Origin of the sequence: Blastococcus sp. LR1 (assembly GCF_020166105.1) — a bacterium.
Taxonomy (GTDB): Bacteria; Actinomycetota; Actinomycetes; order Mycobacteriales; family Geodermatophilaceae; genus Blastococcus.
In genome coordinates, this window is sequence record NZ_JAIUJY010000004.1 from 143,592 (window position 1) to 168,907 (window position 25,316).

Annotated in this window: 27 protein-coding genes, 1 tRNA gene and 1 pseudogene; 14 read left to right on the forward strand and 15 right to left on the reverse strand. The window is 73.3% G+C overall.

The window, feature by feature from the left end; genetic code table 11:
* Positions 1-28 precede the first annotated feature (28 nt).
* Positions 29-517, reverse strand: a complete 489-nt coding sequence (locus LBW97_RS12570) for an Lrp/AsnC family transcriptional regulator (protein ID WP_224499724.1) — start codon at positions 515-517, stop codon at positions 29-31.
* A 198-nt stretch (positions 518-715) separates the two neighbouring features.
* Between LBW97_RS12570 and pdhA the strand changes: the two genes are divergently transcribed.
* The 8 genes from pdhA (at position 716) to LBW97_RS12610 (ending at position 9,105) form a co-directional block, all read left to right on the forward strand.
* Positions 716-1,858 carry a pyruvate dehydrogenase (acetyl-transferring) E1 component subunit alpha gene (gene pdhA / locus LBW97_RS12575; protein ID WP_224499725.1) on the forward strand — a complete coding sequence of 381 codons (1,143 nt, stop codon included), beginning with the start codon at positions 716-718 and terminating at the stop codon, positions 1,856-1,858.
* Positions 1,855-2,832, forward strand: a complete 978-nt coding sequence (locus LBW97_RS12580; RefSeq protein ID WP_224499726.1) for an alpha-ketoacid dehydrogenase subunit beta — start codon at positions 1,855-1,857, stop codon at positions 2,830-2,832. The genes pdhA and LBW97_RS12580 overlap by 4 nt, the downstream gene beginning before the upstream one ends.
* 1 nt (position 2,833) lies before the next feature.
* A complete protein-coding gene (locus tag LBW97_RS12585) occupies positions 2,834-4,252 on the forward strand; it encodes a dihydrolipoamide acetyltransferase family protein (RefSeq protein ID WP_224499727.1) in 1,419 nt (472 codons plus the stop codon).
* Positions 4,253-4,271: 19 nt separating this feature from the next.
* Positions 4,272-4,649, forward strand: a complete 378-nt coding sequence (locus tag LBW97_RS12590; RefSeq protein ID WP_224499728.1) for a hypothetical protein — start codon at positions 4,272-4,274, stop codon at positions 4,647-4,649.
* A 9-nt stretch (positions 4,650-4,658) separates the two neighbouring features.
* A complete protein-coding gene (locus LBW97_RS12595; protein WP_224499729.1) occupies positions 4,659-5,816 on the forward strand; it encodes an AGE family epimerase/isomerase in 1,158 nt (385 codons plus the stop codon).
* Between the two features lie 82 nt (positions 5,817-5,898).
* Positions 5,899-6,366: an SRPBCC family protein gene (locus tag LBW97_RS12600; protein WP_224499730.1), complete on the forward strand. Its 468-nt coding sequence runs from the start codon at positions 5,899-5,901 to the stop codon at positions 6,364-6,366.
* A 283-nt stretch (positions 6,367-6,649) separates the two neighbouring features.
* A complete protein-coding gene (locus LBW97_RS12605; RefSeq protein WP_224499731.1) occupies positions 6,650-6,796 on the forward strand; it encodes a hypothetical protein in 147 nt (48 codons plus the stop codon).
* Positions 6,797-7,011: 215 nt separating this feature from the next.
* Complete coding sequence (locus LBW97_RS12610) at positions 7,012-9,105, forward strand: GGDEF domain-containing protein (protein ID WP_224499732.1); 2,094 nt, start codon at positions 7,012-7,014, stop codon at positions 9,103-9,105.
* Here the strand turns inward: LBW97_RS12610 and LBW97_RS12615 are convergent.
* The gene (locus LBW97_RS12615; protein ID WP_224499733.1) at positions 9,102-9,935 is read right to left on the reverse strand and encodes a tyrosine-protein phosphatase; all 834 of its coding nucleotides are present in this window, start codon (positions 9,933-9,935) and stop codon (positions 9,102-9,104) included. The two genes, LBW97_RS12610 and LBW97_RS12615, sit on opposite strands and share 4 nt — an antisense overlap.
* Positions 9,936-10,004: 69 nt before the next feature.
* On the opposite strand from LBW97_RS12615, the gene LBW97_RS12620 reads away from it, so the two are divergent.
* Positions 10,005-10,427: a hypothetical protein gene (locus LBW97_RS12620; RefSeq protein WP_224499734.1), complete on the forward strand. Its 423-nt coding sequence runs from the start codon at positions 10,005-10,007 to the stop codon at positions 10,425-10,427.
* A gap of 78 nt (positions 10,428-10,505) precedes the next feature.
* On the opposite strand, the gene LBW97_RS12625 is transcribed toward LBW97_RS12620, so the two are convergent.
* The 10 genes from LBW97_RS12625 to LBW97_RS12665 all read right to left on the reverse strand — a co-directional run bounded on the left by LBW97_RS12625 (position 10,506) and on the right by LBW97_RS12665 (position 17,463).
* Positions 10,506-11,378, reverse strand: coding sequence for a 3-methyladenine DNA glycosylase (locus tag LBW97_RS12625; protein ID WP_224499735.1), 873 nt, complete (start codon positions 11,376-11,378; stop codon positions 10,506-10,508).
* A gap of 37 nt (positions 11,379-11,415) precedes the next feature.
* Positions 11,416-12,411, reverse strand: coding sequence for a hypothetical protein (locus tag LBW97_RS12630; protein ID WP_224499736.1), 996 nt, complete (start codon positions 12,409-12,411; stop codon positions 11,416-11,418).
* A 377-nt stretch (positions 12,412-12,788) separates the two neighbouring features.
* Positions 12,789-12,956 carry a hypothetical protein gene (locus LBW97_RS12635; RefSeq protein WP_224499737.1) on the reverse strand — a complete coding sequence of 56 codons (168 nt, stop codon included), beginning with the start codon at positions 12,954-12,956 and terminating at the stop codon, positions 12,789-12,791.
* Positions 12,957-13,102: 146 nt separating this feature from the next.
* Entirely contained in the window at positions 13,103-14,941 is a 1,839-nt protein-coding gene (locus tag LBW97_RS12640) for an acyl-CoA dehydrogenase (RefSeq protein WP_224499738.1), read from the reverse strand.
* 220 nt (positions 14,942-15,161) lie between these two features.
* Positions 15,162-15,545 carry a LapA family protein gene (locus tag LBW97_RS12645; protein WP_224499739.1) on the reverse strand — a complete coding sequence of 128 codons (384 nt, stop codon included), beginning with the start codon at positions 15,543-15,545 and terminating at the stop codon, positions 15,162-15,164.
* Positions 15,542-15,712 carry a hypothetical protein gene (locus LBW97_RS12650; protein WP_224499740.1) on the reverse strand — a complete coding sequence of 57 codons (171 nt, stop codon included), beginning with the start codon at positions 15,710-15,712 and terminating at the stop codon, positions 15,542-15,544. The genes LBW97_RS12645 and LBW97_RS12650 overlap by 4 nt, the downstream gene beginning before the upstream one ends.
* A 110-nt stretch (positions 15,713-15,822) precedes the next feature.
* A complete protein-coding gene (locus tag LBW97_RS12655; protein WP_224499741.1) occupies positions 15,823-16,245 on the reverse strand; it encodes a hypothetical protein in 423 nt (140 codons plus the stop codon).
* Between the two features lie 37 nt (positions 16,246-16,282).
* Positions 16,283-16,909, reverse strand: a complete 627-nt coding sequence (locus tag LBW97_RS12660; protein WP_224499742.1) for a TetR/AcrR family transcriptional regulator — start codon at positions 16,907-16,909, stop codon at positions 16,283-16,285.
* 149 nt (positions 16,910-17,058) lie between these two features.
* Complete coding sequence (locus LBW97_RS20045; RefSeq protein WP_255600998.1) at positions 17,059-17,184, reverse strand: hypothetical protein; 126 nt, start codon at positions 17,182-17,184, stop codon at positions 17,059-17,061.
* A gap of 123 nt (positions 17,185-17,307) precedes the next feature.
* Positions 17,308-17,463 (reverse strand): hypothetical protein, encoded by a 156-nt coding sequence (locus tag LBW97_RS12665; protein WP_224499743.1) that lies wholly within the window; start codon positions 17,461-17,463, stop codon positions 17,308-17,310.
* A 128-nt stretch (positions 17,464-17,591) separates the two neighbouring features.
* Here LBW97_RS12665 and LBW97_RS12670 point away from each other — a divergent pair, with 128 nt between their 5' ends.
* The 4 genes from LBW97_RS12670 to LBW97_RS12685 all read left to right on the forward strand — a co-directional run bounded on the left by LBW97_RS12670 (position 17,592) and on the right by LBW97_RS12685 (position 20,470).
* Entirely contained in the window at positions 17,592-17,936 is a 345-nt protein-coding gene (locus LBW97_RS12670) for a DUF3140 domain-containing protein (protein WP_224499744.1), read from the forward strand.
* 6 nt (positions 17,937-17,942) lie between these two features.
* Positions 17,943-18,650 carry a methyltransferase domain-containing protein gene (locus LBW97_RS12675; protein ID WP_224499745.1) on the forward strand — a complete coding sequence of 236 codons (708 nt, stop codon included), beginning with the start codon at positions 17,943-17,945 and terminating at the stop codon, positions 18,648-18,650.
* 72 nt (positions 18,651-18,722) lie between these two features.
* Complete coding sequence (locus LBW97_RS12680) at positions 18,723-19,751, forward strand: 3-oxoacyl-[acyl-carrier-protein] synthase III C-terminal domain-containing protein (protein WP_224499746.1); 1,029 nt, start codon at positions 18,723-18,725, stop codon at positions 19,749-19,751.
* A 71-nt stretch (positions 19,752-19,822) separates the two neighbouring features.
* Positions 19,823-20,470: a response regulator transcription factor gene (locus tag LBW97_RS12685; protein ID WP_224499747.1), complete on the forward strand. Its 648-nt coding sequence runs from the start codon at positions 19,823-19,825 to the stop codon at positions 20,468-20,470.
* Positions 20,471-20,475: 5 nt separating this feature from the next.
* Here the strand turns inward: LBW97_RS12685 and LBW97_RS12690 are convergent, their stop codons facing one another.
* The gene (locus tag LBW97_RS12690) at positions 20,476-21,933 is read right to left on the reverse strand and encodes an ATP-binding protein (protein ID WP_224499748.1); all 1,458 of its coding nucleotides are present in this window, start codon (positions 21,931-21,933) and stop codon (positions 20,476-20,478) included.
* Between the two features lie 828 nt (positions 21,934-22,761).
* On the opposite strand from LBW97_RS12690, the pseudogene LBW97_RS20620 reads away from it, so the two are divergent.
* Positions 22,762-24,060: pseudogene (locus LBW97_RS20620) on the forward strand (putative bifunctional diguanylate cyclase/phosphodiesterase); the annotation flags it as partial.
* Positions 24,061-24,223: 163 nt separating this feature from the next.
* On the opposite strand, the gene LBW97_RS12700 reads toward LBW97_RS20620, so the two are convergent.
* Both LBW97_RS12700 and LBW97_RS20055 read right to left on the reverse strand, forming a co-directional pair.
* Positions 24,224-24,297: transfer RNA gene (locus LBW97_RS12700), tRNA-Gly, on the reverse strand.
* Positions 24,298-24,349: 52 nt separating this feature from the next.
* Entirely contained in the window at positions 24,350-25,315 is a 966-nt protein-coding gene (locus LBW97_RS20055) for a methyl-accepting chemotaxis protein (protein ID WP_255601000.1), read from the reverse strand.
* Position 25,316: the final 1 nt, after the last annotated feature.

The window sequence follows — 25,316 nt, forward strand, 5'->3', positions numbered from 1 at the left end:
TGACCGCATGATGACGCGCCGGAACCGGTCAGTCCGCGGCCGGTCCGGCGGCGCGCTCCAGCAGTGGCGCCAGTCGTCGGTCCACGAACCGGCGCATGGCCAGGGCGGTGTCCACCCGCTGCACTCCCGGGATGGCGAGCACGGCCTCGGTGATCCGCCACAGGTGGTCGGCGTCGGTGGCCACCACGTGGACCAGCAGGTCGGTGGCGCCGGAGAGGCCGGTGACCTCGAGGACCTCCGGCAGCTGGGCGAGGGCGTCGCTCACCTCGGCCAGCCCGCGCTGCGCGACCTGCACCGACATGTAGGCGCCCAGCCGGTAGCCCAGGGCCTCCGGGCGGACCCGCTGGTCGAGGGGCCCCAGGACACCGTTGCCCTCCAGCCGGGCGAGCCGGCTCTGCACGGTGTTGCGCGCCAGCCCGAGCCGCTGCGACAGCGCCATCACACTCGCCCGGGGGTCATCGGTCAGGGCGAGCAGCAAACGGGCATCGGTCGCGTCCGCATCCGGCATGCTGCGCATCCTGGCACCTGAGGGGTGGTTTCGGGTACCGATCTGCGCAATTCCGCCGAGCGGCAGCGCGCAGATCGGTACCCCGAGGGGCTTTCCGAGCGCCTTGCCTCGTGCCACGATGTGTGAGGACCGCCACACCAGGCGGGATGTCGAGCACCACCGCGCACCGGCGACCCCGGCAGCGGTGGCCGAGGCGAGGAGCGACCCGTGACAGCGCTGCCAGAGACCACCGAGCTGGTCGATCCCGTCCCGGGGGCCGCCGCGCCCCACCTGCCGGACCAGCGCGGCGTCGACACCGTCCAGCTGCTCACGCCCGAGGGCGACCGCGTCGAGCACCCGGACTACTCCCTCGACATCAGCGACGAGGAGCTGCGCGCGCTCTACCGCGACCTCGTGCTGGTCCGCCGCTGGGACGCCGAGGCCACCGCGCTCCAGCGCCAGGGCGAGCTCGGCATCTGGGCCTCGCTGCTGGGCCAGGAGGCCGCGCAGGTCGGCGCCGGCCGTGCGCTGGCCGACACCGACACCGCCTTCCCGACCTACCGCGAGCACGGCGTCGCCTGGACCCGCGGAGTGGATCCGCTGCACGTCATGAGCCTGTTCCGCGGCGTGGACAACGGCGGCTGGGACCCCGTGGCGACCGGCTTCAACCTGTACACGATCGTCATCGGCTCCCAGTGCCTGCACGCCACCGGTTACGCCATGGGCGTGCAGCGCGACGGCGCCGAGCAGGCCGTGCTCGCCTTCCTCGGCGACGGCGCGACCAGTCAGGGCGAGGTCAACGAGGCGATGATCTGGGCGGCCAGCTTCGCCGCCCCCGTCGTCTTCTTCTGCCAGAACAACCAGTACGCGATCAGCGTGCCGCTGGAGCGCCAGTCGCGAGTGCCGCTCTACCAGCGGGCCGCCGGCTTCGGCTTTCCCGGCGTGCGGGTCGACGGCAATGACGTCCTCGCCGTCCTCGCGGTGACCCGGGCCGCCCTGCAGGCCGCGCGCGAGGGCCAGGGGCCGACCTTCATCGAGGCGTTCACCTACCGGATGGGCGCGCACACCACCTCCGACGACCCCACCCGCTACCGGCTGGCGAGCGAGCTGGAGGAGTGGAAGCTGCGCGACCCGATCGCCCGGGTCAAGGCGTACCTGTCCCGCAGCGGCGCGGCCGAGCCGCAGTTCTTCGACGACGTCGAGGCCGAGGCCGACGAGCTCGCCGTCCGGATCCGGCGCGGCACCGTGGAGATGCCCGACCCGGCGCCGACGGAGATGTTCGACCACGTCCACGCCGAGCAGACCCCCGAGCTCGCCGCCCAGCGCGCGGAGTTCGTGGCCTACCGGGCATCGTTCGAGGAGGAGCAGTGACCGAGACTCTGACCATCGGCAAGGCGCTCAACCTCGGCCTGCGCAGGGCCATGGAGGACGACGCCAAGGTCGTGCTCATGGGCGAGGACATCGGCAAGCTCGGCGGGGTCTTCCGGATCACCGACGGCCTGCAGAAGGACTTCGGCGAGGCCCGCGTCGTCGACACGCCGCTGGCGGAGGCCGGGATCCTCGGCACCGCCGTCGGGCTGGCGATGCGCGGCTACCGGCCGGTCTGCGAGATCCAGTTCGACGGCTTCGTCTTCCCCGCCTACAACCAGATCGTCACCCAGGTGGCCAAGCTCCACGCCCGCAGCAAGGGCCGGCTGCCGATGCCGATCGTCATCCGGATCCCGATGGGCGGCGGGATCGGCGCCGTCGAGCACCACAGCGAGAGCCCGGAGGCGTACTTCGCGCACACCGCGGGCCTCAAGGTCGTCGCCGTCAGCAACCCGGTCGACGCCTACTGGGGCATCCAGCAGGCGATCGCCGCCCCCGACCCGATCGTCTTCCTCGAGCCCAAGCGCCGGTACTGGGAGAAGGCCGAGGTCGACACGGACGCGACGCCGGATCCGCTCTTCGCCTCCCGGGTGGTCCGCGGCGGGGACGACGTCACCGTGCTCGCCTACGGGCCGATGGTGAAGACGGCGCTGCAGGCCGCCGACGCCGCCGCCGAGGAGGGCCGGTCGCTGGAGGTGATCGACCTGCGCACGCTCTCGCCGCTGGACCTCGACCCGGTGATCGCCTCGGTGCGCCGCACCGGCCGCTGCGTCGTCGTCCACGAGGCGCCGACGAGCCTGGGCCCGGGCGCGGAGATCGCCGCCCGGATCACCGAGAGCTGCTTCCACTCCCTGGAGGCGCCGGTGCTGCGGGTGGGCGGGTACGACACCCCCTATCCGCCGTCGAAGCTCGAGGAGGAGTACCTCCCCGACCTCGACCGGGTGCTGGACGCCGTCGACCGATCGATGGAGTTCTGAGATGGCGACGAAGCAGTTCAAGCTCCCCGACGTCGGCGAAGGTCTCACCGAGGGCGAGATCCTGCAGTGGCTGGTCGCCGTCGGCGACACGGTCACGGTGAACCAGCCGCTCTGCGAGGTGGAGACGGCGAAGGCCGCCGTCGAGCTGCCCTCGCCGTGGGCCGGCACCGTCACCGAGCTGCTGTTCGACGCCGGCACGATGGTCGACGTCGGCGCACCGATCATCACCATCGATGTCGGTGGTGACGCACCCGCGGCGACCGGCTCGGGGCTGATCGGCGAGACCAACGCCAACGGCCGCACCGCGGTGCTCGTCGGCTACGGCCCGCGGACCACCGAGGCCCGCCGCCGCCCCCGTCGCGGAGCCGGGCCCGTGGGCACGCCCGTGGTCATGCCGGTCCCGGACGACGCCCCGCCGCTGCTGGCCACCGCGCCGGACATGCGCACCAAGCCGGTCCGGCACGGCGGGCTCGAGGTCGGCCGGCAGGCCGAGGCGGCCGCGCTCAGCGAGGCCGCCGCGCCCGCGCGGGAGGCGGCGCCCGGCCGCCGGGGCCCGCGCCCGCTGGCCAAGCCGCCGGTGCGCAAGTACGCCAAGGACCTCGGCGTCGACCTCGCGACGATCACCGGCTCCGGCGCGGGCGGCGTCATCACCCGCGCCGACGTCGACGCCGCCCTGTCCGGTGCTCCCGTAGCGGCCGAGATGGCCACTTCGGCCCCTGTGGACGGCGAGCAGCGGATCCCGATCAAGGGGGTGCGCAAGGCCACCGCCGCCGCGATGGTGGCCAGCGCCTTCACCGCGCCGCACGTCACGGAGTTCCTGACCGTCGACGTGACCCGCATGATGAAGCTGCGGGCCCGGCTGGCCGCCCGCCCGGAGTTCGCCGGGCTCAAGCTCAGCCCGCTGCTGTTCGTCGCGAAGGCCGTGCTGCTCGCGGCGGAGCGGCACCCGATGGTGAACAGCAGCTGGGACGAGGCCGCCCAGGAGATCGTCGTCCACGGACGGGTGAATCTCGGCATCGCCGCCGCGACCCCGCGCGGCCTGATCGTGCCGAACATCCCGGACGCCGGCCGGCTGTCGCTGGCCGAGCTCGCCGCCGCACTGGGCGAGCTCACCGAGACCGCCCGGGCCGGGAAGACGGCGCCGGCGGACATGACCGGCGGAACGCTCACGATCACCAATGTGGGCGTCTTCGGCGTCGACACCGGCACGCCCATCCTGAACCCGGGGGAGGCGGCGATCCTGGCCTTCGGCTCGGTCCGCGAGCTGCCGTGGGTGCACAAGGGCAAGGTCAAGCCCCGTCAGGTCACCACCCTCGCGCTCTCCTTCGACCACCGGATCGTCGACGGCGAGCTCGGATCACGGTTCCTTGCGGAAGTCGGCGCCGTACTGCACGATCCGGCGTCCGCACTGGCGTACTGATCAACGAGGGAGATCCACCGTGGACCGGAGACCGCAGGCACTGGTCGCTCTGCTGCTGTTCGTCGTGCTCACCGGTGCGGCGATCGCGGTGAGCGGCTCCCGGCCCGGTGGTGACGCCCAGGGGGACCTGCCGTGGCTGCTCCAGGCGGCCGCCTACCTCTGCGCCGCCGTTGGCGGGGCCCTGCTCCTCATGGGGCAGGACCCCGCCGCCAAGCGGAATGGCGGCATCGTGCTCGGCGTGACGGTGGTCCTCGCGCTGGTCGACGCGCTCACCGCGGGCTCCGACGGCGCGGACATCGGCGCGGGCCTCGCCCGGCTGGTCGGGCTCGTGGTGCTCGCGTACGTCATCACCCGGCTGTCGCTCGCGGTGTCGGCGTCCCGCCGGTCGGCCTCCTAGCCTGGCGGCGTGACCGACCTCGACCGGCTGCTCGCGTTCGCCGCCCGTTCGCGGGTCACCGACGGCTTCGGCTACCTCGGGGCGGACGGATCGGTCCTTCCCGGCCGTCCGCAGGAGACGTGGATCGTCGCCCGCATGACCCACGTCTTCGGGCTGGCGCACCTGCTGGGCACGCCGGGCGCCGAGGAGCTGGCGCGGCACGGCGTCGCCGCGCTGACCCGGGGGCCGCTGCACGACGCCGAGCACGGCGGCTGGCGGTCGAGCACCGAGGACGACGGCAAGGCGGCCTACGTGCACGCCTTCGTCGTGCTCGCCGGATCCACGGCGGCGGCCGCGGGCCTGGGGGAGGAGCTGCTGGCCGAGGCCCTCGACGTCTGGCAGGACCGCTTCTGGGACGACGACGCCGGGCTCGCCGTCGAGGAGTGGGACGCCGGCTGGACCCGGCTGGACGGCTACCGCGGCGCCAACGCCAACATGCACGGCGTCGAGGCGACCCTCGCGGCGGCGGATGCGGTGACCGACCCGACGCTCGCCGACCGGCTGAGGGGTCGGGCGCTCCGCAGCGTCGAGCGGGTCGTGCACGGCTGGACCCGGGAGCGTGACTGGCGGCTGCCCGAGCACTTCGACGCCGCCTGGACGCCGCTGCCCGAGCACAATCGCGACCGTCCCGCCGACCCGTTCCGGCCCTACGGCGTGACGGTCGGGCACCAGTTCGAGTGGGCCCGCCTCTGCCTCCACCTGCGGACGGCGCTCGACGACCCGCCGGGGTGGCTGCTGGACGACGCCGTCGCGCTCTTCGACGCCGCGGCCGCGCGGGGCTGGGCCGCGGACGGCGAGGTCGGCTTCCCCTACACGCTGGACTGGCAGGACCGGCCGGTCGTCCGGGCGCGGATGCACTGGGTGCTGTGCGAGGCGGTCGCGGCGGCCGAGGTGCTGGCGGCCGTCACCGGCGAGCGCCGGTTCCGCGAGCTGGCCGATCGGTGGTGGGCGCACGGCGAGGCGCGGTTCGCCGATCCGGCCACCGGCAGCTGGCACCACGAGCTGACGCCGTCCGGCGAGGTCGCCTCGGACACCTGGACCGGGCAGCCGGACGCCTATCACCTGGCGCAGGCGCTGCTGCTCCGGAACTCCCCGGTCCGGGGAAGTGTCGCCGCCGCGCTGCGCTGACCTGCGCTTCGACGTGTCGCCGCGCCGTCTCCCGGGTAGGTCGCGCACGACCGAGAACAGCGAGACGAGGAGCTGAGCAGCAGTGGCCACCGTGCAGGAGTCCGTCGACGTCGACGTCCCGATCCGCGCCGTCTACGACCAGTGGACGCAGTTCGAGTCCTTCCCCCAGTTCATGGGCGGGGTCGAGAGCATCACGCAGATCGACGAGACCCACACCCACTGGGTGACCAACATCGACGGTGTGAAGCGTGAGTTCGACGCCGAGATCACCGAGCAGCACCCCGAGGAGCGGGTCGCGTGGACCAGCACCGGCGGTGAGGCCAAGCACGCCGGCGTCGTCACCTTCCACCGGCTCGACGACGCCAAGACCCGGGTGATGATCCAGATCGACTGGGAGCCCTCGGGTCTGGTCGAGAAGGCCGGGGCCGCACTGGGCTTCGACGACCGCCAGATCAAGGCGGACGCGAAGAAGTTCAAGGAGTTCATCGAGAGCCGCGGCACCGAGACCGGCGCCTGGCGCGGCGACGTCTCCCGTCCCGACCAGCAGTAGCGGAAGGACGCCGCTGCCCCCCTTCCCTCGCACGCTCGGGGAGGGTCCCTGCAGCGGGACCGTTCCAGGCCCTCACCTCGGGCCGTTCCAGTACGTCACCTCGATGGCGCCCGTCCCCTGTGGGGCGGGCGCCATCGTCGTCCCGGGGTGACGACTCTCACCCGGCGGAGTGAGAAACCTTCGGCCAAGCCTCAACCTCACCTGCGTTTCATCGGATTACAGTGGTGAACACCTGCGTTACTACGGCGACAGGGCAACATCTTCGATGAAAGAGGCAGAAGCGATGAGCAGCGTGACGACGATCTGGCGGGAGCGCCGGCAGGTGGCGCGGACCCGGCGGGCCCTCGACAAGGCGCTCACGCGCACCAGCAGCCCGGCGATGCGCGACGAGCTCCTGACGATGGCGAACAGCGGCTTCCTCGGCCGCTGATCCGCCTCGCCGCCCAGGCGCGGCAGCGGATGTTCGACCCCGGTTCCCCTCGTGGGACCGGGGTCGCGTGCGTCCGGGGGTGGCTCCGCGGGGGGCGGCGCGCGCCTGACCAGCACCGGAGTCTCACCGGAACTGGGTGGGATCGCTCAAGATCTCGGCTGTGCGGCCGATGCTGCTAGGAAGAGCACCGGAGCCGGTGAAGGGTGGGTGACGAGATGACTGCGGTTCCGCACGTCGAGGCGCGCGAGACGTCGGGGGCGACCACCGCCGGCGTGCTCAGGTACGTCCGACGGCACGGCGGGGACGACGCCGTCGCCGAGGTCCTGCGCCGGGCCGGCCTGGAGCACCTCGGCGACGAGCTCGAGGACCAGGCCCGCTGGTGGAGCTACGACACGCGCATCCGGCTGTTCACCGCCGCGACCGAGGTCCTGGGCGACCCCGACGCGCTGTTCGCCATGGGGGCCTCGGCCCTGCGCAGCGGGCTCGGCCACTCCCTGCTGCTCGTGCTTCGGGCTCTGGGCACGCCCCGCCAGGTCTTCCGCCAGCTGCCGCGCAGCGCCGCCAAGTTCACCACCGTCCAGCGGATGCACGTGCTGGAGACCTCGCCGACGTCGGCCACCGTCTCGCTCACCCTCGACGAGGGCTACGAGCACTCCGCGCTCGACTGCGCCTACGCCTGCGGCCTCGCCGTCACCGTGCCGGTCATCTTCGGGCTGCCCCAGGGCGTCGTCGCGGTGTCGGACTGCCAGAGCGGCGGCAGCCGCACCTGCGTCTACCGGATCACCTGGGAGCGCCGGTCCCGGCTGCGGCGACGTCGTCCGCAGGCGGAGTCCAACCCGGAACTGGTCGCCCTGCGGGGCCAGCTGCGCACGTTGCAGTCCGCGGCGAGCGAGCTCGTCGGCAGCGACGACCTGGACACCGTGCTGCACCGGATCGTGGCCCGCGCCGGCGAGGCGGTCCTCGCCCCGGCGCACCTGCTCGTCGTCCACGCTCCCGACGGCGGGGCGCCGCTCGTGCACGCCGCCGGCATCCCTGAGCACCAGCTGGCGGGACTTGCCGACCAGTTGCTGTCCGGTGAGGACCTCGGACCCACCGCGGTCGTCGTCGACGTCGCCTCGACGCGGCGCCGGCACGGACGGCTTGCCGCGATCTACCCGACCGGTGACGGCTCGATGGTCGACGAGCACACCATGCTCGCGGCCTACGCCGGCCACGCCGCCGCGGCGCTGGACCTGCTGATCGCCCTGCAGGACGCCCGCCTGGAGGCGGACCGCGCCGGGGCGCTGCTCGCCCTCGCGCACGAGCTGGCCGGTGCATCCGACGCCACCGCCGTCTGCGACGTCGTCGCCGAGGCCCTTCCGCAGGTGGTCGGGTGCAGCAGTGCGGCGGTCATGCTCTGGGATCCGGCGCTGGGTCAGCTGCAGGGCCGGTCGTCGGCGCGTGGCGAGCCGCTCCTGCGTGATCACTTCCTCGGCACGCCGCTGCGTCCTGAGGACACCCCGGAGCTCGTCGGCATGCTCACCGAGCGCGAGCCGACGATCATCAGCGTCGACACCAGCAGCCCCGCGCTGCGCCGGTTCCTGAGCGAGATCGACGTCACCGACGTGGTCGCCGTGCCGCTGGTGGCGGGCAGCGTCTTCCTCGGCGTCGCGACCGCGAGCTGGGAAGCCGGTGAGGCGCCGGCGGAGCTCGGCGGGGACGTGCTCGCCCGGCTGCGCGGCGTCGGCGACCAGGCCACGACGGCGCTGCAGAAGGCCCGGTTGCACGAGACCGTGCGGCACCAGGCCACGCACGACGCCCTGACCGGGCTGCCCAACCGGGTGCTGTTCCTCGAACGTCTGGAGACCACCCTCGCCGCCACTGCGGCCGACGGGAACCTGGGCGTGCTGTTCTGCGACCTGGACCGGTTCAAGGACGTCAACGACACCCTTGGGCACGCGGCGGGGGACGAGCTGCTGCGCCAGGTCGCCGCGCGGCTGCGCGCCGTCGTCCGCCCGGGGGACACCGTGGCCCGGCTGAGCGGCGACGAGTTCGCCGTCGTCCTGCCCGGTCTGGTCGACGCCGCGGACGCCAGGCAGCTGGCCTCCCGGGTGACCGACTGCTTCACCGAACCGTTCCGCCTGGAGGGCCGGCCGGTGGAGGTGGCCACGAGTGTCGGCTTCGCGGTGCTGACCGGCGACGGGCCCCGCAGCGCGGACCTGCTCCTCCGGGAGGCCGACGCCGCCATGTACCGGCAGAAGCAGCAGAAGGATCCCCCTGCCTCCCACCGCTCGCCCGCTCGCGGCGGGCCCCCGCACGGGGGCCGTTAGTCGCGCAGCCGCGCGCGGAGAGCTGCCTGCTCGTCGGGCCCGAACCCGTGGGTGGTCAGCCAGCCCAGTGGCCCGCCGAACCGCTCGTCGAGCAGGGTGAGGACGCGGTCCATCGTCTCGGCCCGCGGCGTGTGGCTGGCGATGTCGCGGGTGTCCATGTCCTCCGCGTAGGTCGACGAGGCGGCGAGCCGGGCCACGACGCCGTCGATCACCTCGGCGGTCATCGCGTAGTCAGCCACGATCTCCTCGTGCGGCACCCCGGCGACGGCCAGGGAGAGGGCGCAGACGACGCCCGTGCGGTCCTTGCCGGCGGCACAGTGCACGACGGAGGCGCCGGGCCCGCCGTGCGCGATCGCCCGCAGGGCCGCGACGACGTTGTCCCCGCGCTGCCCCAGGTAACCCAGGTACGAGCGAACCGCCGGCGGCTCGACCTCGTCGTGCTCGGCGACCTGGCGGGGGAGCAGGGACTCCGTCCAGCCGGCCTGCAGGTCCAGCGGGGCGTCGTCCTCCTCCACCGCGAAGACGTCGGTGTGGTGGCCACGCTCGGGCAGCAGCGTGAAGTGCCGGTGCTGGACCTCGGGCACGTCCCGCAGCGGACCGCGGCCCTCGAGCAGGATCTCCGCCGTCGTGCGGAGGTCGATCACCTGGCGCAGACCGAGCTCGCCGGTCAGCCGCCGGACGTCGTCGGCGGTGAGGGTCTGCAGGTTGTCGCTGCGCAGGATCCGGCCGGGGATCGTCCGGCCGCCGTCCACGGTCGGCAGGCCGCCGAGGTCGCGGGTGTTGGCCGTGCCGTCGAGCCGGATCCAGCGGTCGTCGCCCGGGGAGCTCACGATCGCACCCTACGGGGGCCGCGCCGGGGACCCTTCCCTCGGGATGAGGGAACGGCGATGCTGCGCGGAATGAGGATCGGATCCGTGCTGGCCGGGGTGGTCACGTCCGCGGTGCTGGTCGCACTGGGCGGCTGCACGGACGGCGACGGCGGGCCGGTCACCGCGGCGCCGTCGCCGGAAGAGTCCCCGCCACCGGCGGATCCGGCCGCCGTCGATCCGGTCGTCGTCGACCTCGTCACGCACTGCGGCATCGAGGTGATCACCTTCGAGGGGCGTACCTGGCGGGCGGTCGAGGCTGCTCCCGAGCCGCAGCGGCTGCCCGATGCCGCCGGGGTGGTGACCTACACCGGCACGACGGCGGGAGAGCTGGTCCTGGTCGACGACGACGAGCTGCGCTTCACCGTGCGCGACCCGCTCTCGGCCGCCGACGGGCAGTTCTTCGACTTCCGCCCGGTTCCGGAGGGCGCACCGCCGTCCCCCGTCTGCGCCTGAGCTCCTGATGATCAGGGCACCTGATCACGGGGCGTCCTGGCTCAGCGTCGACGGTGAGCCAGGAGGCCCGATGGTGAGCTAGGACGTGGGGAGCAGCGCGTCGCAGACGTCGAGCAGCCGCTGCCGCAGGACCGCCCCGCGCTCGGCGAACCCGCGCTGCGCGGCGACGTACTCCGCCTTGCCCTCCGGGGTCTCGATCGCGACCGGCTCGTACCCATGCGCGCGCAGGTCGTAGGGCGAGGCCCGCATGTCCAGCTCGCGGATCTCGACCGCCAGCTCCAGGCAGTCGGCCACCAGCTCGCCCGGGGTGGCGGGGCTGAGCTTGTAGGCCCACTTGTAGAGGTCCATCCCGGCGTGCAGGCAGCCCGGCTGCTCGAGCTCGGGCTGGCTCTCGCGGGTGGGCTGCAGGCGGTTGCGGTCGACGGCGTCGGGGGTGAAGAACCGGAAGGCGTCGAAGTGGCTGCACCGGATCGGGTGCGCCTCGACGACGGCGTCGGTGCCCGCGCTGCCCAGCCGCAACGGGATCTCGTGCCGGGTGCCCGGGTCGCGGTAGACCATGGCCCACTCGTGCAGCCCGAAGCAGCCGCTGAACGCGGGCCGCGAGGCGGTGGCGGCGAGCAGTCGGCGGACGAAGCGCACCGTGTCGCCGCGGTCGGCCAGGAAGCCCTCGACGTCGAGCCGCACGGTTCCGTCGTCGGCGGTGTACCAGCGCCAGTCCGCGTGCGGCGCGGGTGCGGCCAGCGCGACCCCGGGGCCCGGGTGCCAGCGGCGCAGCCGGCCGGGGCTCTCGGAGTAGTAGGTGAAGAGGAAGTCCAGCACCGGGTGCGTCTCGCCACGGCGCCGGCGCGCACGGTGCGGCGCCGTCCATCGGTCGACGCGCTCCTCGTGGTCAGCGGCGCGCGCGGCCCACTCCTCCCGGAGCAGCACGGAGGAGGTCAGGGCGGACTGCATCGCTCCAGAGTAGGAAGCGGAGGGACGACGCCCGTGCTCACCTCCCGGTCGGGGCCGCCCCGTTCGGCGTGCTGGGCTTGCCGGCGCCGTCGTAGTCGGCTAGGAGCCGCTCGACCAACAACCGCTGGAGCTCCGCATTCAGCGTTCCGTTGGTCTCGCGGTCGCAGGCGAGGCGCTCGATCGCCAGCATGCGGCCGGTCCGCGCCGGCTCCTGGTAGAAGGCGTGCAGCTGCTTGGAGGTCTCCTTGTAGGTGTCGAAGAAGTTGCTCGACAGGAAGGCGCTCAGCGTGGCGCCGAGGGCGGCCAATCCGCCGGCGACGAACCGGCTGGAGTCGTCCTGGGCCGGCTGGATGGCGATGACCGCACCTACGACGAGGAGCAGGAAGGCGATCCCTGACGCGAGGGTGGCGTTGCGGAACGTCGTGGCCGCCTGGCGGACGCTGAGCACGTGGTACTCGTCGAGCTGTCTGCGATTGAGGCGGAAGAGCTGCACGAGTGGCAGGTCGTCGGACAGCGCCGCCACCGCCTGGCTGACCGCCTCGGCCCGGGTCAGGCGCATCCGGTCGTAGAACGCCTTGCGCTCGCTCACGTACCGGAAGCCGACATAGATCACGACGCCGGCGACGAAAGACAGTGCGAGGGCCTGCGCCACGCGGATCGCCAGGCGGCCCGGTTCGCTGGCAGCGACCGTCGGTGAACTGAGCAGCACCTGGAGCACGATCGCCAGAAAGGAGCAGCCTGCTGCGAGCAGCAGCAGTAACGCTGCTCCCTCCCGAAAGCTGGGTTCCTCGTCGTCCCGGCCGTACTTCGTCACCTGCTTGACCGGGAACAGGGAGTGGTACTCGGGGCTCTTGCGCCACAGGAATGGCTCCACCGCGTCCCGGTAGGGCCGTGCAGGGCGTGGCTCCCTGCCTGGCTCCGGCGCCTGCTCGGCAGCCTGTGCCTGCTCGGCGGCCTGTGCCTTCTCCGCATCCTGACCACGGGCCGCCGCGCGGTCAGTGGGCGGGGCGGTTCTCGTCCGCTCGATCTTCATCGATCCCCCGACCTGGGCGGAAATCCGATGGGGAAACGAATGTCCTCCGCCGTGGGACCCGGGGCAAGAGCCGGATGCCCCGGCGGATCCGTCAGGGCTTCGACGAGTCGGTGAGCCGGTGCAGCCGTCCGCCCAGCCCAGGGCCGGCCTCGGCACGGTCGTCGGAGGGAGCGTCATCGGCACCACGCTCGAGTGGTACGACTTCTGCCTCTACGGCTCGGCCGCCGCGCTGGTCGCCTACGGCGAGACCAGCGAGCGCGACCTGGCTGCCGACCACGCCCTCGTTCCCCAGGACGGCAGGGCCGCCGAGCGGGTGCAGCAGGACCAGCACGTGCACGGGTTCCCCACGACGCCGTCGTGGGGAACCCGTCGCGCGTTCAGTCCGGGGCGTTGCCCGGGCGGACGACGCCGTCGTCGGCCTGGGCGTCCTCGTCGGTGGTGAGCGTCGCGTCGGCCCCGGGGCCGTCAGAGTTCGTGTCCGCGCCGACGGGTCCGTCCTCGGTGTCGGGGGACTCGCCGTAGCCGGTGGGGTCGGAGTCGCTCATCGTTCTCCTCGGAGTGCGGGTGCACGGTCCTGGGGCTCATACCTCCCCGGGCGCCCCGGCACGCCTGAGGCGATCGATGTCACCCCGGAAACGGCCGTGGCCGCCTCCCGTGAACGGGGGCGGCCACGGCGACGTGGTGCAGCGGCTCAGAAAGCGGCCTCGTCGATCTCCATGAGGGCGTTGTCGGTGTTCTCGACGATCGCCCGGTCGGAGGTCAGCCGGGGCAGCACCTGGGTGGCGAAGAAGCGGGTGGCCGCGACCTTGCCCTCGTAGAAGTGCTTGTCCTTGTCGCTCACGTCGCCGGCCAGGGCGGCCAGGGCCACCTCGGACTGACGGACGAGCAGCCAGGCGGTGATCAGGTCGCCGACCGCGAGCAGCAGTCGGCTGGTGTTCTGCGCGACCTTGTACAGCGAGGACATGTCCTCCTGCGCGGCGGTCAGCTGGTTGAACATCGCGGCGAGCATGCCCTGGACGTCCTGCAGCGCGGCGCCGAGCAGCGCCCGCTCCTCCTTGAGCCGGCCGTTCCCGGCCTCGCCGTCGACCGTCGCCTGGATCTGCTCGGCCAGCCACGTCAGCGCGACGCCGCCGTCCTTGACGATCTTCCGGAAGAAGAAGTCCTGGCCCTGGATCGCCGTCGTGCCCTCGTAGAGGGTGTCGATCTTGGAGTCGCGGATGTACTGCTCGATCGGGTAGTCCTGCAGGAAGCCGGAGCCGCCCAGGGTCTGCAGCGACTCCGAGGTCAGCAGCTCGGTGGCCCGCTCGGAGCCGAAGCCCTTCACGATCGGCAGCAGCAGGTCGTTGATCCGCTCCGCCAGCTTGGCCGCCTCGGCGTCGCCGGTGGCCTCGGCCTCGACGACCCGGTCACGGAAGCCCGCCGTGTAGAGGTACAGCGCGCGCATGCCCTCGGCGTACGCCTTCTGCCGCATGAGCGACCGGCGGACGTCGGGGTGGTGGGTGATGGTGACCCGCGGGGCGTCCTTCGACGTCGCCGTCAGGTCCGCGCCCTGGACGCGGGTCTTCGCGTAGTCCAGCGCGACCTGGTAGCCGGCCGACAGGGTCGCGATCGCCTTGGCGCCCACGAACATGCGGGCGTGCTCGATGACCTTGAACATCTGGGCGATGCCGTCGTGCACCTCGCCGACGAGCCAGCCCTGCGCCGGCACCGGGCCGTCGCCGAAGGTGACCTCGCAGGTCGTGGAGACCTTGAGGCCCATCTTCTTCTCGACGTTGGTGACGTAGGCGCCGTTGCGCTCGCCCAGCTCGCCGGTCGCGAGGTCGACGTGAAACTTGGGGACGACGAACAGCGACAGGCCCTTGGTGCCGGCCTTCGCGCCCTCGGGGCGGGCCAGGACCAGGTGGATGATGTTCTCGGTCATGTCGTGCTCGGCGGAGGTGATGAAGCGCTTCACGCCGGTGATGTGCCACGAGCCGTCGGCCTGCTGCACGGCCTTGGTGGTGCCGGCGCCGACGTCGGAGCCCGCGTCGGGCTCGGTCAGCACCATCGTGGCGCCCCACTTGCGCTCGAGCATGAGCTCGGCCCAGCGCTTCTGATCCGGCGTGCCCAGCTCGTCGAGGATCGCCGCGAAGGCGGCGCCCGAGCCGTACATGAAGACGGCGGGGTTGGCGCCCAGGATCATCTCGAAGGCGCCCCAGGTCAGGGCGTGCGGTGCGCCGAAGCCACCGAGGTGCTCGGGCAGGTCCAGCCGCGCCCACTCACCGTCCTCGACGGCCTTGTAGGACTTCTTGAACGACTCCGGGACTGTCACGGAGTTCGTCGCCGGGTCGAAGACCGGCGGGTTGCGGTCGGCGTCGACGAAGGACGCCGCGACCGGGCCCTCGGCGAGCTTGCGGATCTCGGCCAGGATCCCGCGCGCGGTGTCGGCGTCCATCTGCTCGAACGGACCGGTGCCGAACTTGTCCTTGGTGTCCAGGAACTCGAAGAGGTTGAACTCGAGGTCCCGGAGGTTCGCGGTGTAGTGAGTCATGTGCGCTGGGCTCCCGTGCTGCATGCCGATGGGCGGCGTTTGCTACTCGCCGGTAACAAACGCTATTACTCATCGGTAACAACGGCAAGCTCCTCCGGGTCCGACACGCCTGGATCGCCCCATGTGCCCCGATCGGAGGAGGCGTGGGCGCACGGACGCGACGGGCCCGCACGCGCGGGAGCGCATGCGGGCCCAGGGTCGAGCGGGGTCGAGCCGTGGTTCAGCGGTGCCGGCGGCGCGCCCGTCGGACGAGACCGGCCAGCCACACCAACAGCCCGCCGAGCGCGGCAGAGATCAGCAGCGCCACCACGAGCGGGGCGTCGACGTCGCCGAACACCAGGCTGATCGGCACGGTCTGGTCGTTGAAGACGACGAACAGCACCAGCACCACGGTCACGAAGATCAGCAGCGCGAGCGCGAGGGATCGGCCGATGGTCTTGCCGGCGTGCCGCTCGCGGGCCGGTGCCTCCGGAGACGACGGGCCGCTCGACGCAGGCGTCGGCGCCGGAGTGCCGGGACCCGCAGTCGGTGCGCTCGTCGTCGTCGGCGGGTTTAGGCCGACGCTCAGCGGGTCCGAGGACGGCGGGGGAGTCGGGGCGCTCATCGGGCGTCCGGCTCGGTGCCGGCCGGCGGGTAGGCCGGTCCGGCGATCCCGTCGGCGGGGCCCTCGGTCGCGCCCAGCGAGTCGCGGTCCTCGCCCGGCGCCTTCTCGGCGCCCAGCGGTTTCGCCTCGCGGTCGGAGCCGCGGCCGTTCTCGTCAGGCATGGTCATGCGCAAGGGTCTGCCCGTCCCGGCCCCCCTGGAAACGGTCATCAGCACGTGCCCGCCGGGGTCTCGGGGCGTCGGGGCGCCCCGCTGGACCCGAGGTGATCACGCCGTCGTCACTCCGAGAGGGCGGGGCCCGCCTCGTGGTTCGGATGGCCGGCGGTGCGCTCGCGCTGCTTCATGCGCGCCTCGAAGACGTGCCGGTCGCCGCCGGCGAGCTCGTCGCGGGCCCGCGCGTCGTAGGCGCGGAAGGTGCCCCAGTAGTTCTCGTCGAAGTCCTCGACGATCTGGAAGGTCCAGCGGTCGGCGATGACGTTGCGGCCGACGAGGTCCCGGTCCAGGTCGCCGGCCAGCTCGGTGGCGCCGGCCTTCTCGAACAGCTCCACCGACTCCTGCAGCAGGCGGTCGGCCTTGCCGGTGAGCTGGTGGAAGGCGTACAGGAAGCCGCGGGCCTGGTCGACGGTCTCCAGGGCCTCGGAGAGCTTGCCCAGCGCCTCGACCGTGGTGTCGTCGAGGTCCGGGCGGGTGCGATCGGTCACCCGACCATCCTGCGGGGCGGTCGGGGAGCCCGCCTGCTCAGGCGCGCGCGACCGCCGCGTCGATCAGCTTCTCGGCGAGCTGCCGGCCGTGGGCGGCCGGGCCGTCGGGCCCGAGCAGCCCGCCGGAGAGGTACATGCCGTCGATGATCAGGTGCAGCTGCGCGGCGAGGTCCTCGCCAGCGCCGGGGGCGACCTCCTCGGCCAGTCGCTCCAGGCGGCCGTAGAGCTCGAACTTGTAGTCGGCGGCGGCGCTGCGGGCCGGGTGCTGCGGGTCGTCGTACTCGCTGCTCACGTTGTTGAACGGGCAGCCGCGGAAGCCGGTGCGGGTGACGTCCCGCTCGACGGCGTCGACGACGGACAGCAGGGCCGCCCGCGGGTCGCCCTCGAGGCGGTCGAGCTCGGCGTCGATGAACGCCAGGACCGTCGCCGCCTTGCGGGACAGGTAGGCGCCGACGAGGTCGTCCTTGCTCTTGAAGAGCCGGTAGACCGTCATCTTGCCCAGGCCGGTCTCCCGGACGAGCTCGTCCATGCCGACGCTGCGCGAGCTGCGGCTGGAGAACAGCCGCTCGGCGGTGTCGAGGACGATCGCCTGCCGCTCGGCGCGGCTGCGGCGGACCGGTGCCGAGGTGTCGTCGGCGGGGGCGAGATCCAGTACGGCGGTCACGTCAGGGAGCATGCACCGGTACGTGACGGAGCAGTTCGCGGCACGCCGGTCTGGTTGCTCTGGGTGACGAGGGGCGCCCGGGCTGAACGAGACGACGGGGAGCAATGGTGCCGATGTGATCACTCAGCGTGAGAATCGGCGGTTCGACTTCAGTCGCGACGGATGCGCCGGGGATTGGCGAGCATCCGGGCGACGGCGCGCACGGCTGTCTCGACCCGGGGCTCCTCGTTGCCGGACGAGTCGGTGCTGCGGTCGGAATCGGGAGAGTCGGCCATGGAGCCGAGCCTGCCCGACGCGGCGCGGGGCGAAACCGCAGCTCGCGGGCGCATGACCCGTCCGGGGCAGAGACGTCGCTCACCGCCGAGGAACGGCCGCCGGGGCGATGAGCGACGTCGGCCTCAGACGTCCGGGGTGTCCGCGCCGTCGGCGGCGGTGTCCGAGCGCCCCTCGGCCGGCTCCTCCGGGTGCGGGGTGCGGCCGCTGCCGCCCTCCTCGCCGGCGGGATCGCCCTCGGCGCGCTCGGCGCTGTGCGGAGTGCGATGCGACTCGCTCATGTCGGCTCCTCCTCATCGGTACGGGTCGACGGGCCAGTGCCCGGACGGCTCGGGGGCGAACCCCGGCCACGTCGTTTCCGCCGGGGCGACACGCGGTAGGGGAGACCGGACGCACCCGAGGAGGACCCATGGCCGGCGAGGACCCCGACCAGATCAGGCAGGAGTTCGGCGAGGCGGTCAACATGACCGCCGGCGAGCTGGAGAAGTGGCTGGAGGGTGAGGAGTCCAGGAGCGTCGGTCAGAAGCAGGACGGCGCAGACGAGTCCACCGGTCACGCCTCGGGCCGCCGCATCGTCGAGCTGCTCCGCACCAAAAAGGCCGATCTCACCGGCGACGACCTCGCGCACATGCGCAAGGTGCACGGCTACGTCGCGCGGCACCTGGCCCAGGAACCGAAGCAGTCCGACATCGAGACCTCCACGTGGCGCTACTCCCTGATGAACTGGGGGCACGATCCGCTGAAGAAGAGGTAGGCCCCCGTGCGACGCACCGCGCTGCCGCGCAACGACCCTGCGCAGTACGACGTCATGGCCGACCAGTGGTGGGAGGCCTCCGGCGGGTTCGCCGCGCTGCACTGGCTCGCCGCCTCGCGGGCCGAGCACATCCCGCCCGCCGCAGCGCCCGGCGCGCTCCTGGTGGATCTCGCCTGCGGGGGCGGCCTCATGGCGCCGCACGTGGCCGGGCTGGGATACCGGCACGTCGGCGTCGACCTGGGGGACGCCGGACTGCGGGTCGCCCGCGGACACGGCGTCCAGCCCGTCCGGGGCTCGGTGCTCGCCGTCCCGCTGGCCGACGGCTGTGCCGACGTCGTCGTCGCCGGCGAGGTGCTCGAGCACGTGGACGACGACGTCGCGGTCCTGGCGGAGTGCGCGCGGCTGCTGCGGCCCGGCGGCACGCTGGTGCTCGACGCGCTCGCCGACACCCGGATCGGCCGGTTCCTCATGGTCACCGTGGCCGAGCGCCTGCCGGGCGGGCCGCCGCCGGGCATCCACGACCCGGCGCTGTTCGTGGACCGCGCCCGGTTGCTCGCCGCCGCCGACCGGCTGGGGCTGGACCTGCGGCTGGTCGGCCTGCGGCCGTCGCTGCGGGACGCCGTCGCCTGGCGCCTGGGCCGCCGCGACGGCGTCCGGATGAAGCCGGTGCGCTCCACCGGCGTCGTCTTCGCCGGATACGGCCGCAAGCGGTGAGCGAGCGTCCGTTGAAGGGCGCACGTACCGTCGGAGCATGATCTCGAGCAGGCCCGCCACGGAGCGGCGAGCGTGACCGCGGCGGTCGTCACCGGGGCCGGGGCGGCACTCCCGGCGACGCTGGACCAGCGGGCTGCGTGGGACGGGTTCTTCGCCCGGCACTACGAGGGCGTGCGGGCGGCCGAGCGGATCTTCATGGGCGCCGGCGTGCAGCGCAGGCACGCGGTCGCCAACCCGATGGACGAGGACCTCAGCGGCTGGGGCACCGGCGCGCGCATGGAGCGCTACATCCAGGAGGCACTGCCCCTGGGGAAGCAGGCGGTGGCCGGCGCGCTGGACGCGGCCGGACTCGCGCCGGGCGACGTCGGGCTCTTCGCCGTCGCGACCTGCACGGGGTACGCCACCCCTGGACTGGACATCCGGCTCGCCAGCGACCTGGGCATGCCGCCGGGGCTGCAGCGGCTGATGGTCGGCCACATGGGCTGTTACGCGGCCATCCCCGGGCTCGCCGCCGTGGGCGACTTCGTCGCCGCCCGCTCGCGCCCGGCGGTGCTGCTCTGCTGCGAGCTGACCAGCCTGCACGTGCAGCCGGCCCAGCGGGACCTGGAGCAGGTGGTGGCACACGCGCTGTTCTCCGACGCCGCGGCGGCCGTCGTCGTGGAGCCGGGCGCCTCCCGAGGGCACCGGCTGGCCGGCGTCGTGGCGCGCACCGATGCCTCCACCTCCGACCACATGACCTGGGACGTCACCGACCTCGGCTTCCGGATGGGGCTCTCGCCCAAGGTGCCCGACGTGCTGTCCCGGCACGTCGGCGACGTCGTCGACGAGCTGCTCGGCGGCGCCGGGCTCACGGTGGAGGACGTCGCGGGCTGGGCCGTGCACCCCGGCGGTCCGCGGATCATCGACGTCGTCCGGGACGAGCTGGGACTGCGCGAGGAGCAGGTGGGTGCGTCCCGCAGGGTGCTCGCCGAGCACGGCAACTGCTCCTCGGCCACCGTGCTGCTGGTCCTGCAGGAGCTGGCCGACGTGGACGGCCCGATCGTCGCGATGGCCTTCGGCCCCGGTCTCACGCTCTACGCCGCGCTGCTGATGCCCGCCTGAGCCTGCCCGCACCGGCCCTCGCGCGCTCGCGGCGGTGCCCCTGACGGGCCCGACGGGCTAGCGTTTATGCCGTGGATCACGTCGGGCCTGCCATCAGGGTCTTCCTGGTGGACGACCACGAGGTGGTCCGTCGCGGCGTGGCCGAGGTGCTCGAGGACGACCCCGGCATCACCGTCGCCGGCGAGGCTGGGACCGTCGCCGAGGCCCTCGCGCGGGTTCCGGCCGTGCGGCCCGACGTCGCCATCCTGGACATGCGCCTGCCCGACGGGGACGGCGCGACCCTGTGCCGGGAGCTGCGGGCGCGGGAACCGGGGCTGCCCTGCCTGATCCTGACCAGCTACGGCGAGCAGGACGCGCGCGACGCCGCGCTGGACGCCGGCGCCTCCGGGTTCCTCCTCAAGCAGGTGCGCGGCTCGGCCCTGGTGGCGGCGGTGCGCACGGTCGCGGGGGGCGGCACGCTGATCGCCGAGGGGATCCGCGCGCCCGCCGCCCGCCTGGGTACCGACCGGCTGGCCCGGCTGACCGACCAGGAGCGCAGCGTGCTGCGGCTCATCGGCGAGGGCCTGACCAACCGGCAGATCGGCGAGCGGATGGGGCTGGCCGAGAAGACGGTGAAGAACTACACCAGCCACCTGCTGGCGAAGCTGGGGCTCGAGCGGCGGACCCAGGCGGCCATCCTGGCCACCGAGCTGCGCGATCACCGGACCCCCGGGCGCTGATCCGCTCAGCCCGACAGGGGCACCGCCCACTCGATCTCGGTGCCCGACGGCGCCGCGGAGAGCACGAGCCGGCCACCGCGGCGTTCGGCGCGGTCGGCGAGGTTGGCCAGCCCGCTGCGCACGGTCACCGGCGGGAGCCCCCGGCCGTCGTCGGTCACGACCACCCGCACGTCCCCGGCGATCGCCACGGTCACCGTCAGCCGCGTCGCCGCGGCGTGGCGCACGACGTTGGTGACCAGCTCGCGGACCACCGCGACCAGGTCGGGCACCAGGTCGGGGGGCAGGTCCTCGACCTCGCTGCGGACCCGCAGGGAGGGGCGCACCCCGTGCCCCTCGGTCACCGAGCGCACGACCTCGGCCAGCCGGCGGCGCACGGCCGCCGACGAGGCGTCCTCCGCCTCGTACAACTCGAAGATCGATTCCCGGATGCGGGCGATCGTTCCGTCGAGCTCGTCCACGCGCTCGGCGATCCGCGCCGCCTCCCGGGGCGCCGTGGCCTCCAGGGACCGCCCGATCCGGTCCAGGGCCAGCGCGGTGGCGAAGATCCGCTGCACCACGTGGTCGTGCAGGTCGCGCGCGATCCGGTCGCGGTCGGTCTGCAGCTGCAGGCGCCGTTCCCGCTCCTGGCTGCGCACCAGCCCCATCGCGACGGTCGCCTGCCGGGCGAACGCCGCCGCCAGCTCCAGCACCCGGTCCCCGAAGGGCCCGCGACCCCGGAACCGCAGCACGGCGAGCGTGGCCATCGGAGAGGTGCCGCCGAGGGGGATGAACAGCCCGGGCCCATACCGGTGGGCGATCATCGTGACGACCTCCGCCGGCTGGGCCCCGGGCAGGGGGGTGGCGGCGTCGTCGATCACCTGGGGGACGCCGGCGTGGTGCGCAGCGTGCAGGCGGGTCTCGGCGAGCGGGAGGCGTACGCCCTCCATCTCCGCGGCCAGAGGGCCCACCGCGGCCCCGATCATCAGCGACTGGTCCTCGTCCCCGGCAGGCACGAGGACGCCGACGGCGTCGGCATCGGCGAGCTCGGCCACCCGGGCGGCGGCCTCCCGGAGCACCTGGTCGGCCGGGGTCCCCGACAGCAGCGCGGTCGCGATGTCGGTGCCCGCCAGGGCCCAGGCCCGCCGTCGCCCGGTGTGCTCGAGCAGCCGGGCGCTCTCGACGGCCGGCTCCGCGGCAGCGGCGAACGCCTCCGCCGCGGCGCGCTCCTCGGCGGTGAAGGGTCCCGCCTCCGCGGGCCTGGCGAGTCGGAGGGTGGCCAGGGGCGCGCCCGCCGGCCCGATCCGGACGACGAGCTCGGCGGAGCGCGAGGGGATCCCCTCAGGGCCCACCGTGACGGACCGGTCCAGTCCGGGCGGCATCCGCACCGTCAGCTCCGCGACGGGGGCGGCGAGGTGCTGTGTGGCGGCGCCGGCCAGGTGGCGCAGCGTCGTCTCGACCGCGTCGTCCAGGGAGGGATCTCTCATCTGTGGTCCGAGGGGACGGGCGGGGGCACGGCCCGAACCGTAGGAGCGCCGGCGCGGAGGCGGAAGCGATGTGTCCATGGTGGCCCGCGATCCGGTGGTGCCCCAGGGACCAAGGGCCCCCCAGGGGGCAGGGCCCCATGGACAAGGCCTCGGGGCATCTCACTCGGAGGGGAGTGGACCGGCGCTCGGCCTCAAGATCGGGTGCCCACCGTCCGATGCGGTGGCATGACCGTTCTCAGCCGCGTGCGGAACGCCGGCCTCCTGGTGCGCTTCGGCGTGCTGAGCCTCGTGCTGACCGCTGGGCTGGGGGTCGTCATCGGCACCCTCCGCAGCAACGCCATCGCCGAGAGCGCGCGCGAGCACGCCGAGTGGACCGCGATCGTCACGGTCCGGCTGGGCCTCCAGCCGCAGCTGGAACGGGAGGACCTGGAGAACGGCTTCGACCCCGACCGGCTCGCCCACGTGGAGGAGGCCGTCCGTTCGGCCGGTGACCGGCTGCAGGCCTCCGGCCGGCAGCTGGACGACCTGGACCCCGTCGCGGTGAAGATCTTCAACCGCGCGGGCACGATCGTGTACTCCGACGACCACTCGCGCATCGGCACGCAGTCGGACTCCGACGACCTGCGGCGCGCGCTCGGCGGCCAGGTGGTGTCGGACATCGAGGGCTCGACCGACGACAGCGACACCGCCGGTGCCCCGCAGGTCCTCGAGGTCTACGTGCCGGTGCAGTACGACGGCTCCGACCGGCCCGACGGTGCGATCGAGCTCTACCTGCCCTACGCCCCGGTGACCGCGGCCGTGCAGGAGGAGGTGCGCATGCTGGTCGTGATGCTGGTCGGCAGTCTCGTCGTCTTCTACGCGGCGCTGTTCCGCATCGTGTCCCGCGCGTCCACGCGGCTGCGGGTCCAGACCGAGGAGCTGCACGCCTCTGCCGAGCGGGACCGGCACACCGCCACCCACGATGCGCTGACCGGCCTGCCCAACCGCCTCCTGCTGCGCGACCGGCTCGACCAGGCGCTCGCCGCGGCGACCAGGTCGTCGGCCGAGGTCGCCGTCGTGCTCGTCGACCTCGACCGCTTCAAGGAGATCAACGACAGCCTGGGCCACTCCTACGGCGACGCCCTGCTGTGCCAGGTGGCCCCACGGCTGGCCGAGGTCCTGCGGGACGGCGACACCGTGGCCCGGCTCGGCGGCGACGAGTTCGCCGTCCTGCTGCCGGCCGTCGACGGCGTGGCGGAGGCCGAGGCGGTCGCGGAGCGGCTGCGCGAGGCGCTGCACCGGTCCTTCGACGTCGCGGGCGTGACGCTCGACGTCGAGGTCGGCGTCGGCATCGCGGTCTCCCCGTGGCACGGCACCGACAGCGAGGCGCTCCTGCGCTCGGCCGACATCGCTCTGCACGTGGCGAAGGAGCGCAAGGCCGGCGCCGTCGTCTTCGCGCCGGAGGACCACGTGGCCGCTCCCTCGCGGCTGGCCGTCCTCGGTGACCTGCGCCGGGCGCTGGACGGCGACGACGAGCTCTTCCTGCACTACCAGCCCAAGTTCACCCTGGACGGCGAGCGGATCGAGGGCGTCGAGGCGCTGCTGCGCTGGCAGCACCCGGTCCACGGCCTGGTCCCGCCCGCGGAGTTCATCCCGGTGGCCGAGGGAACGGGCATCATCCTGCGGCTCACCGAGCGGGTTCTCGGCCTGGCGCTGGCCCAGGCGCGGCGCTGGATCGACGCCGGTCACCCGCTGCCGGTGGCGGTCAACCTGTCCACCCGCTGCCTGCTCGACGCCGGACTGCCCGACCTGGTGCAGCGACTGCTGGCCGAGCACGGCGTCCCCGCCCGCGTGCTGCGCCTCGAGGTCACCGAGAGCGCCGTCATGGCCGACGCCGCACGCTGCATGGACGTGCTCCAGCGCCTGCACGACCTCGGCCTGCGGCTGTCCATCGACGACTTCGGCACCGGGTACAGCTCGATGAGCCACCTGCGCCGGCTGCCCGTGGACGAGCTCAAGATCGACCGCTCGTTCGTGCTCGGCATGACGACCAGCGCGCAGGACGCCGTCCTCGTGCGCAGCGCCGTGGACCTCGGGCACAACCTCGGCCTGACCGTCGTCGCCGAGGGCGTCGAGGAGGCCGAGCACGTGGCCGCGCTGCGCGAGCTGGGCTGCGACATCGCGCAGGGCTACTTCTTCAGCCGCCCGGTGCCCGCCGAGGTGCTGGACGTCATGCTGGCCGAGGTCGGCACCATCCACGACGTGGACGAGACGGTGACCGGTCCGCGCTCACGCCGGAGGCCGCGCGGGGTGGAGCGGGTGACGAGAATCGAACTCGCACTGTCAGCTTGGGAAGCTGATGTTCTACCATTGAACTACACCCGCGAACGGCGACGAGACTACCTGCCGGTCCCGCCTCCGCGGCAGCCGCCCCCGGTCAGCGGCGCATCTCGGCGAGGAACCCGATCGCTTCCGAGCGGAGCTTCTCCGCCATCTGCGACAGGCCCGTGACGTCGTCGTAGCCGGTGTTCAGCGACGCCGACCCGTCCACCGCCGCGGCGATGCCGTCCACCAGGCCGTTCATCTCGCCGACGGTGCCGCCGACGTTGCTCATCTTGTCGGCGACGTTCTCCGAGGCCTGCCGGATCTGCTCCACCTGGGCGGTCACCCGCTCGGTCGCCCGGCCGGTCTGGTCGGCCAGGTCCTTGACCTCCGAGGCGACGACGGCGAAGCCCTTGCCGGCCTCCCCGGCCCGGGCGGCCTCGATCGTCGCGTTGAGCGCCAGCAGCCGGGTCTGGGCGGCCACCGAGTCGATCAGCGCGATGATCTCCTTGATCTCGGTCGAGGACCGGGTGAGCAGGCTGATGGTGTCGCGGGCGACGTCCACCTCGCTGCTGGCGGCCGACGCCGCGGCGGTGAGGCCGGACGCCGAGGCGCTGAGCTCCGTCGCCGCCGTCGCCACCTGCTCGGACATCGCCAGCACGACCGACTCGAACTCGTCGGCCAGCCGCAGCCGGCTGGTCTGCGCCTCGGCGACCCGGCCGTCGGTTGCCTGCATGGCGCTCCGGGCGTCGTTGATGTCGACGGCGCTGCGCCGGAAGGAACCCAGCAGGCCGGTGGTGAGCAGCTTGCGGTGGAACCGTCCCTCGGCGGCCGAGCTCAGCGCGGCCGAGGACTCCCGGACGAAGGCGTCGGAGACGTCGAACACGCGGTTCAGCGCATGGTGCAGCCCGGTCAGCTCGGGCACGGCCTCCGCCGCGGGGGTCAGCCGGCTGCGCACCTCGAGGTCGCCGCGGGCGGCCGCCTCGCACGCCTGGGTCAGCTGGGAAACGAACGCGCGGTAGACGGCGAGCTCCTCGGCGTCGGACCGGCGGCCGCCGTCGCGCAGGGATCGCTTCCCCATC

Bases quoted from the DNA above. Each gene is read 5' to 3' on its own strand.
- LBW97_RS12640 (WP_224499738.1), bottom strand. From the start codon at position 14,941: ATGACTCACTACACCGCGAACCTCCGGGACCTCGAGTTCAACCTCTTC.
- LBW97_RS12665 (WP_224499743.1), bottom strand. From the start codon at position 17,463: ATGAGCGAGTCGCATCGCACTCCGCACAGCGCCGAGCGCGCCGAGGGC.
- LBW97_RS12570 (WP_224499724.1), bottom strand. From the start codon at position 517: ATGCGCAGCATGCCGGATGCGGACGCGACCGATGCCCGTTTGCTGCTC.
- LBW97_RS20045 (WP_255600998.1), bottom strand. From the start codon at position 17,184: ATGGCCGACTCTCCCGATTCCGACCGCAGCACCGACTCGTCCGGCAAC.
- LBW97_RS20055 (WP_255601000.1), bottom strand. From the start codon at position 25,315: ATGGGGAAGCGATCCCTGCGCGACGGCGGCCGCCGGTCCGACGCCGAG.
- LBW97_RS12620 (WP_224499734.1), top strand. From the start codon at position 10,005: ATGAGGATCGGATCCGTGCTGGCCGGGGTGGTCACGTCCGCGGTGCTG.
- LBW97_RS12650 (WP_224499740.1), bottom strand. From the start codon at position 15,712: ATGACCATGCCTGACGAGAACGGCCGCGGCTCCGACCGCGAGGCGAAA.
- LBW97_RS12625 (WP_224499735.1), bottom strand. From the start codon at position 11,378: ATGCAGTCCGCCCTGACCTCCTCCGTGCTGCTCCGGGAGGAGTGGGCC.
- LBW97_RS12670 (WP_224499744.1), top strand. From the start codon at position 17,592: ATGGCCGGCGAGGACCCCGACCAGATCAGGCAGGAGTTCGGCGAGGCG.
- LBW97_RS12585 (WP_224499727.1), top strand. From the start codon at position 2,834: ATGGCGACGAAGCAGTTCAAGCTCCCCGACGTCGGCGAAGGTCTCACC.
- LBW97_RS12635 (WP_224499737.1), bottom strand. From the start codon at position 12,956: ATGAGCGACTCCGACCCCACCGGCTACGGCGAGTCCCCCGACACCGAG.
- LBW97_RS12610 (WP_224499732.1), top strand. From the start codon at position 7,012: ATGACTGCGGTTCCGCACGTCGAGGCGCGCGAGACGTCGGGGGCGACC.
- LBW97_RS12645 (WP_224499739.1), bottom strand. From the start codon at position 15,545: ATGAGCGCCCCGACTCCCCCGCCGTCCTCGGACCCGCTGAGCGTCGGC.
- LBW97_RS12630 (WP_224499736.1), bottom strand. From the start codon at position 12,411: ATGAAGATCGAGCGGACGAGAACCGCCCCGCCCACTGACCGCGCGGCG.
- LBW97_RS12690 (WP_224499748.1), bottom strand. From the start codon at position 21,933: ATGAGAGATCCCTCCCTGGACGACGCGGTCGAGACGACGCTGCGCCAC.
- LBW97_RS12605 (WP_224499731.1), top strand. From the start codon at position 6,650: ATGAGCAGCGTGACGACGATCTGGCGGGAGCGCCGGCAGGTGGCGCGG.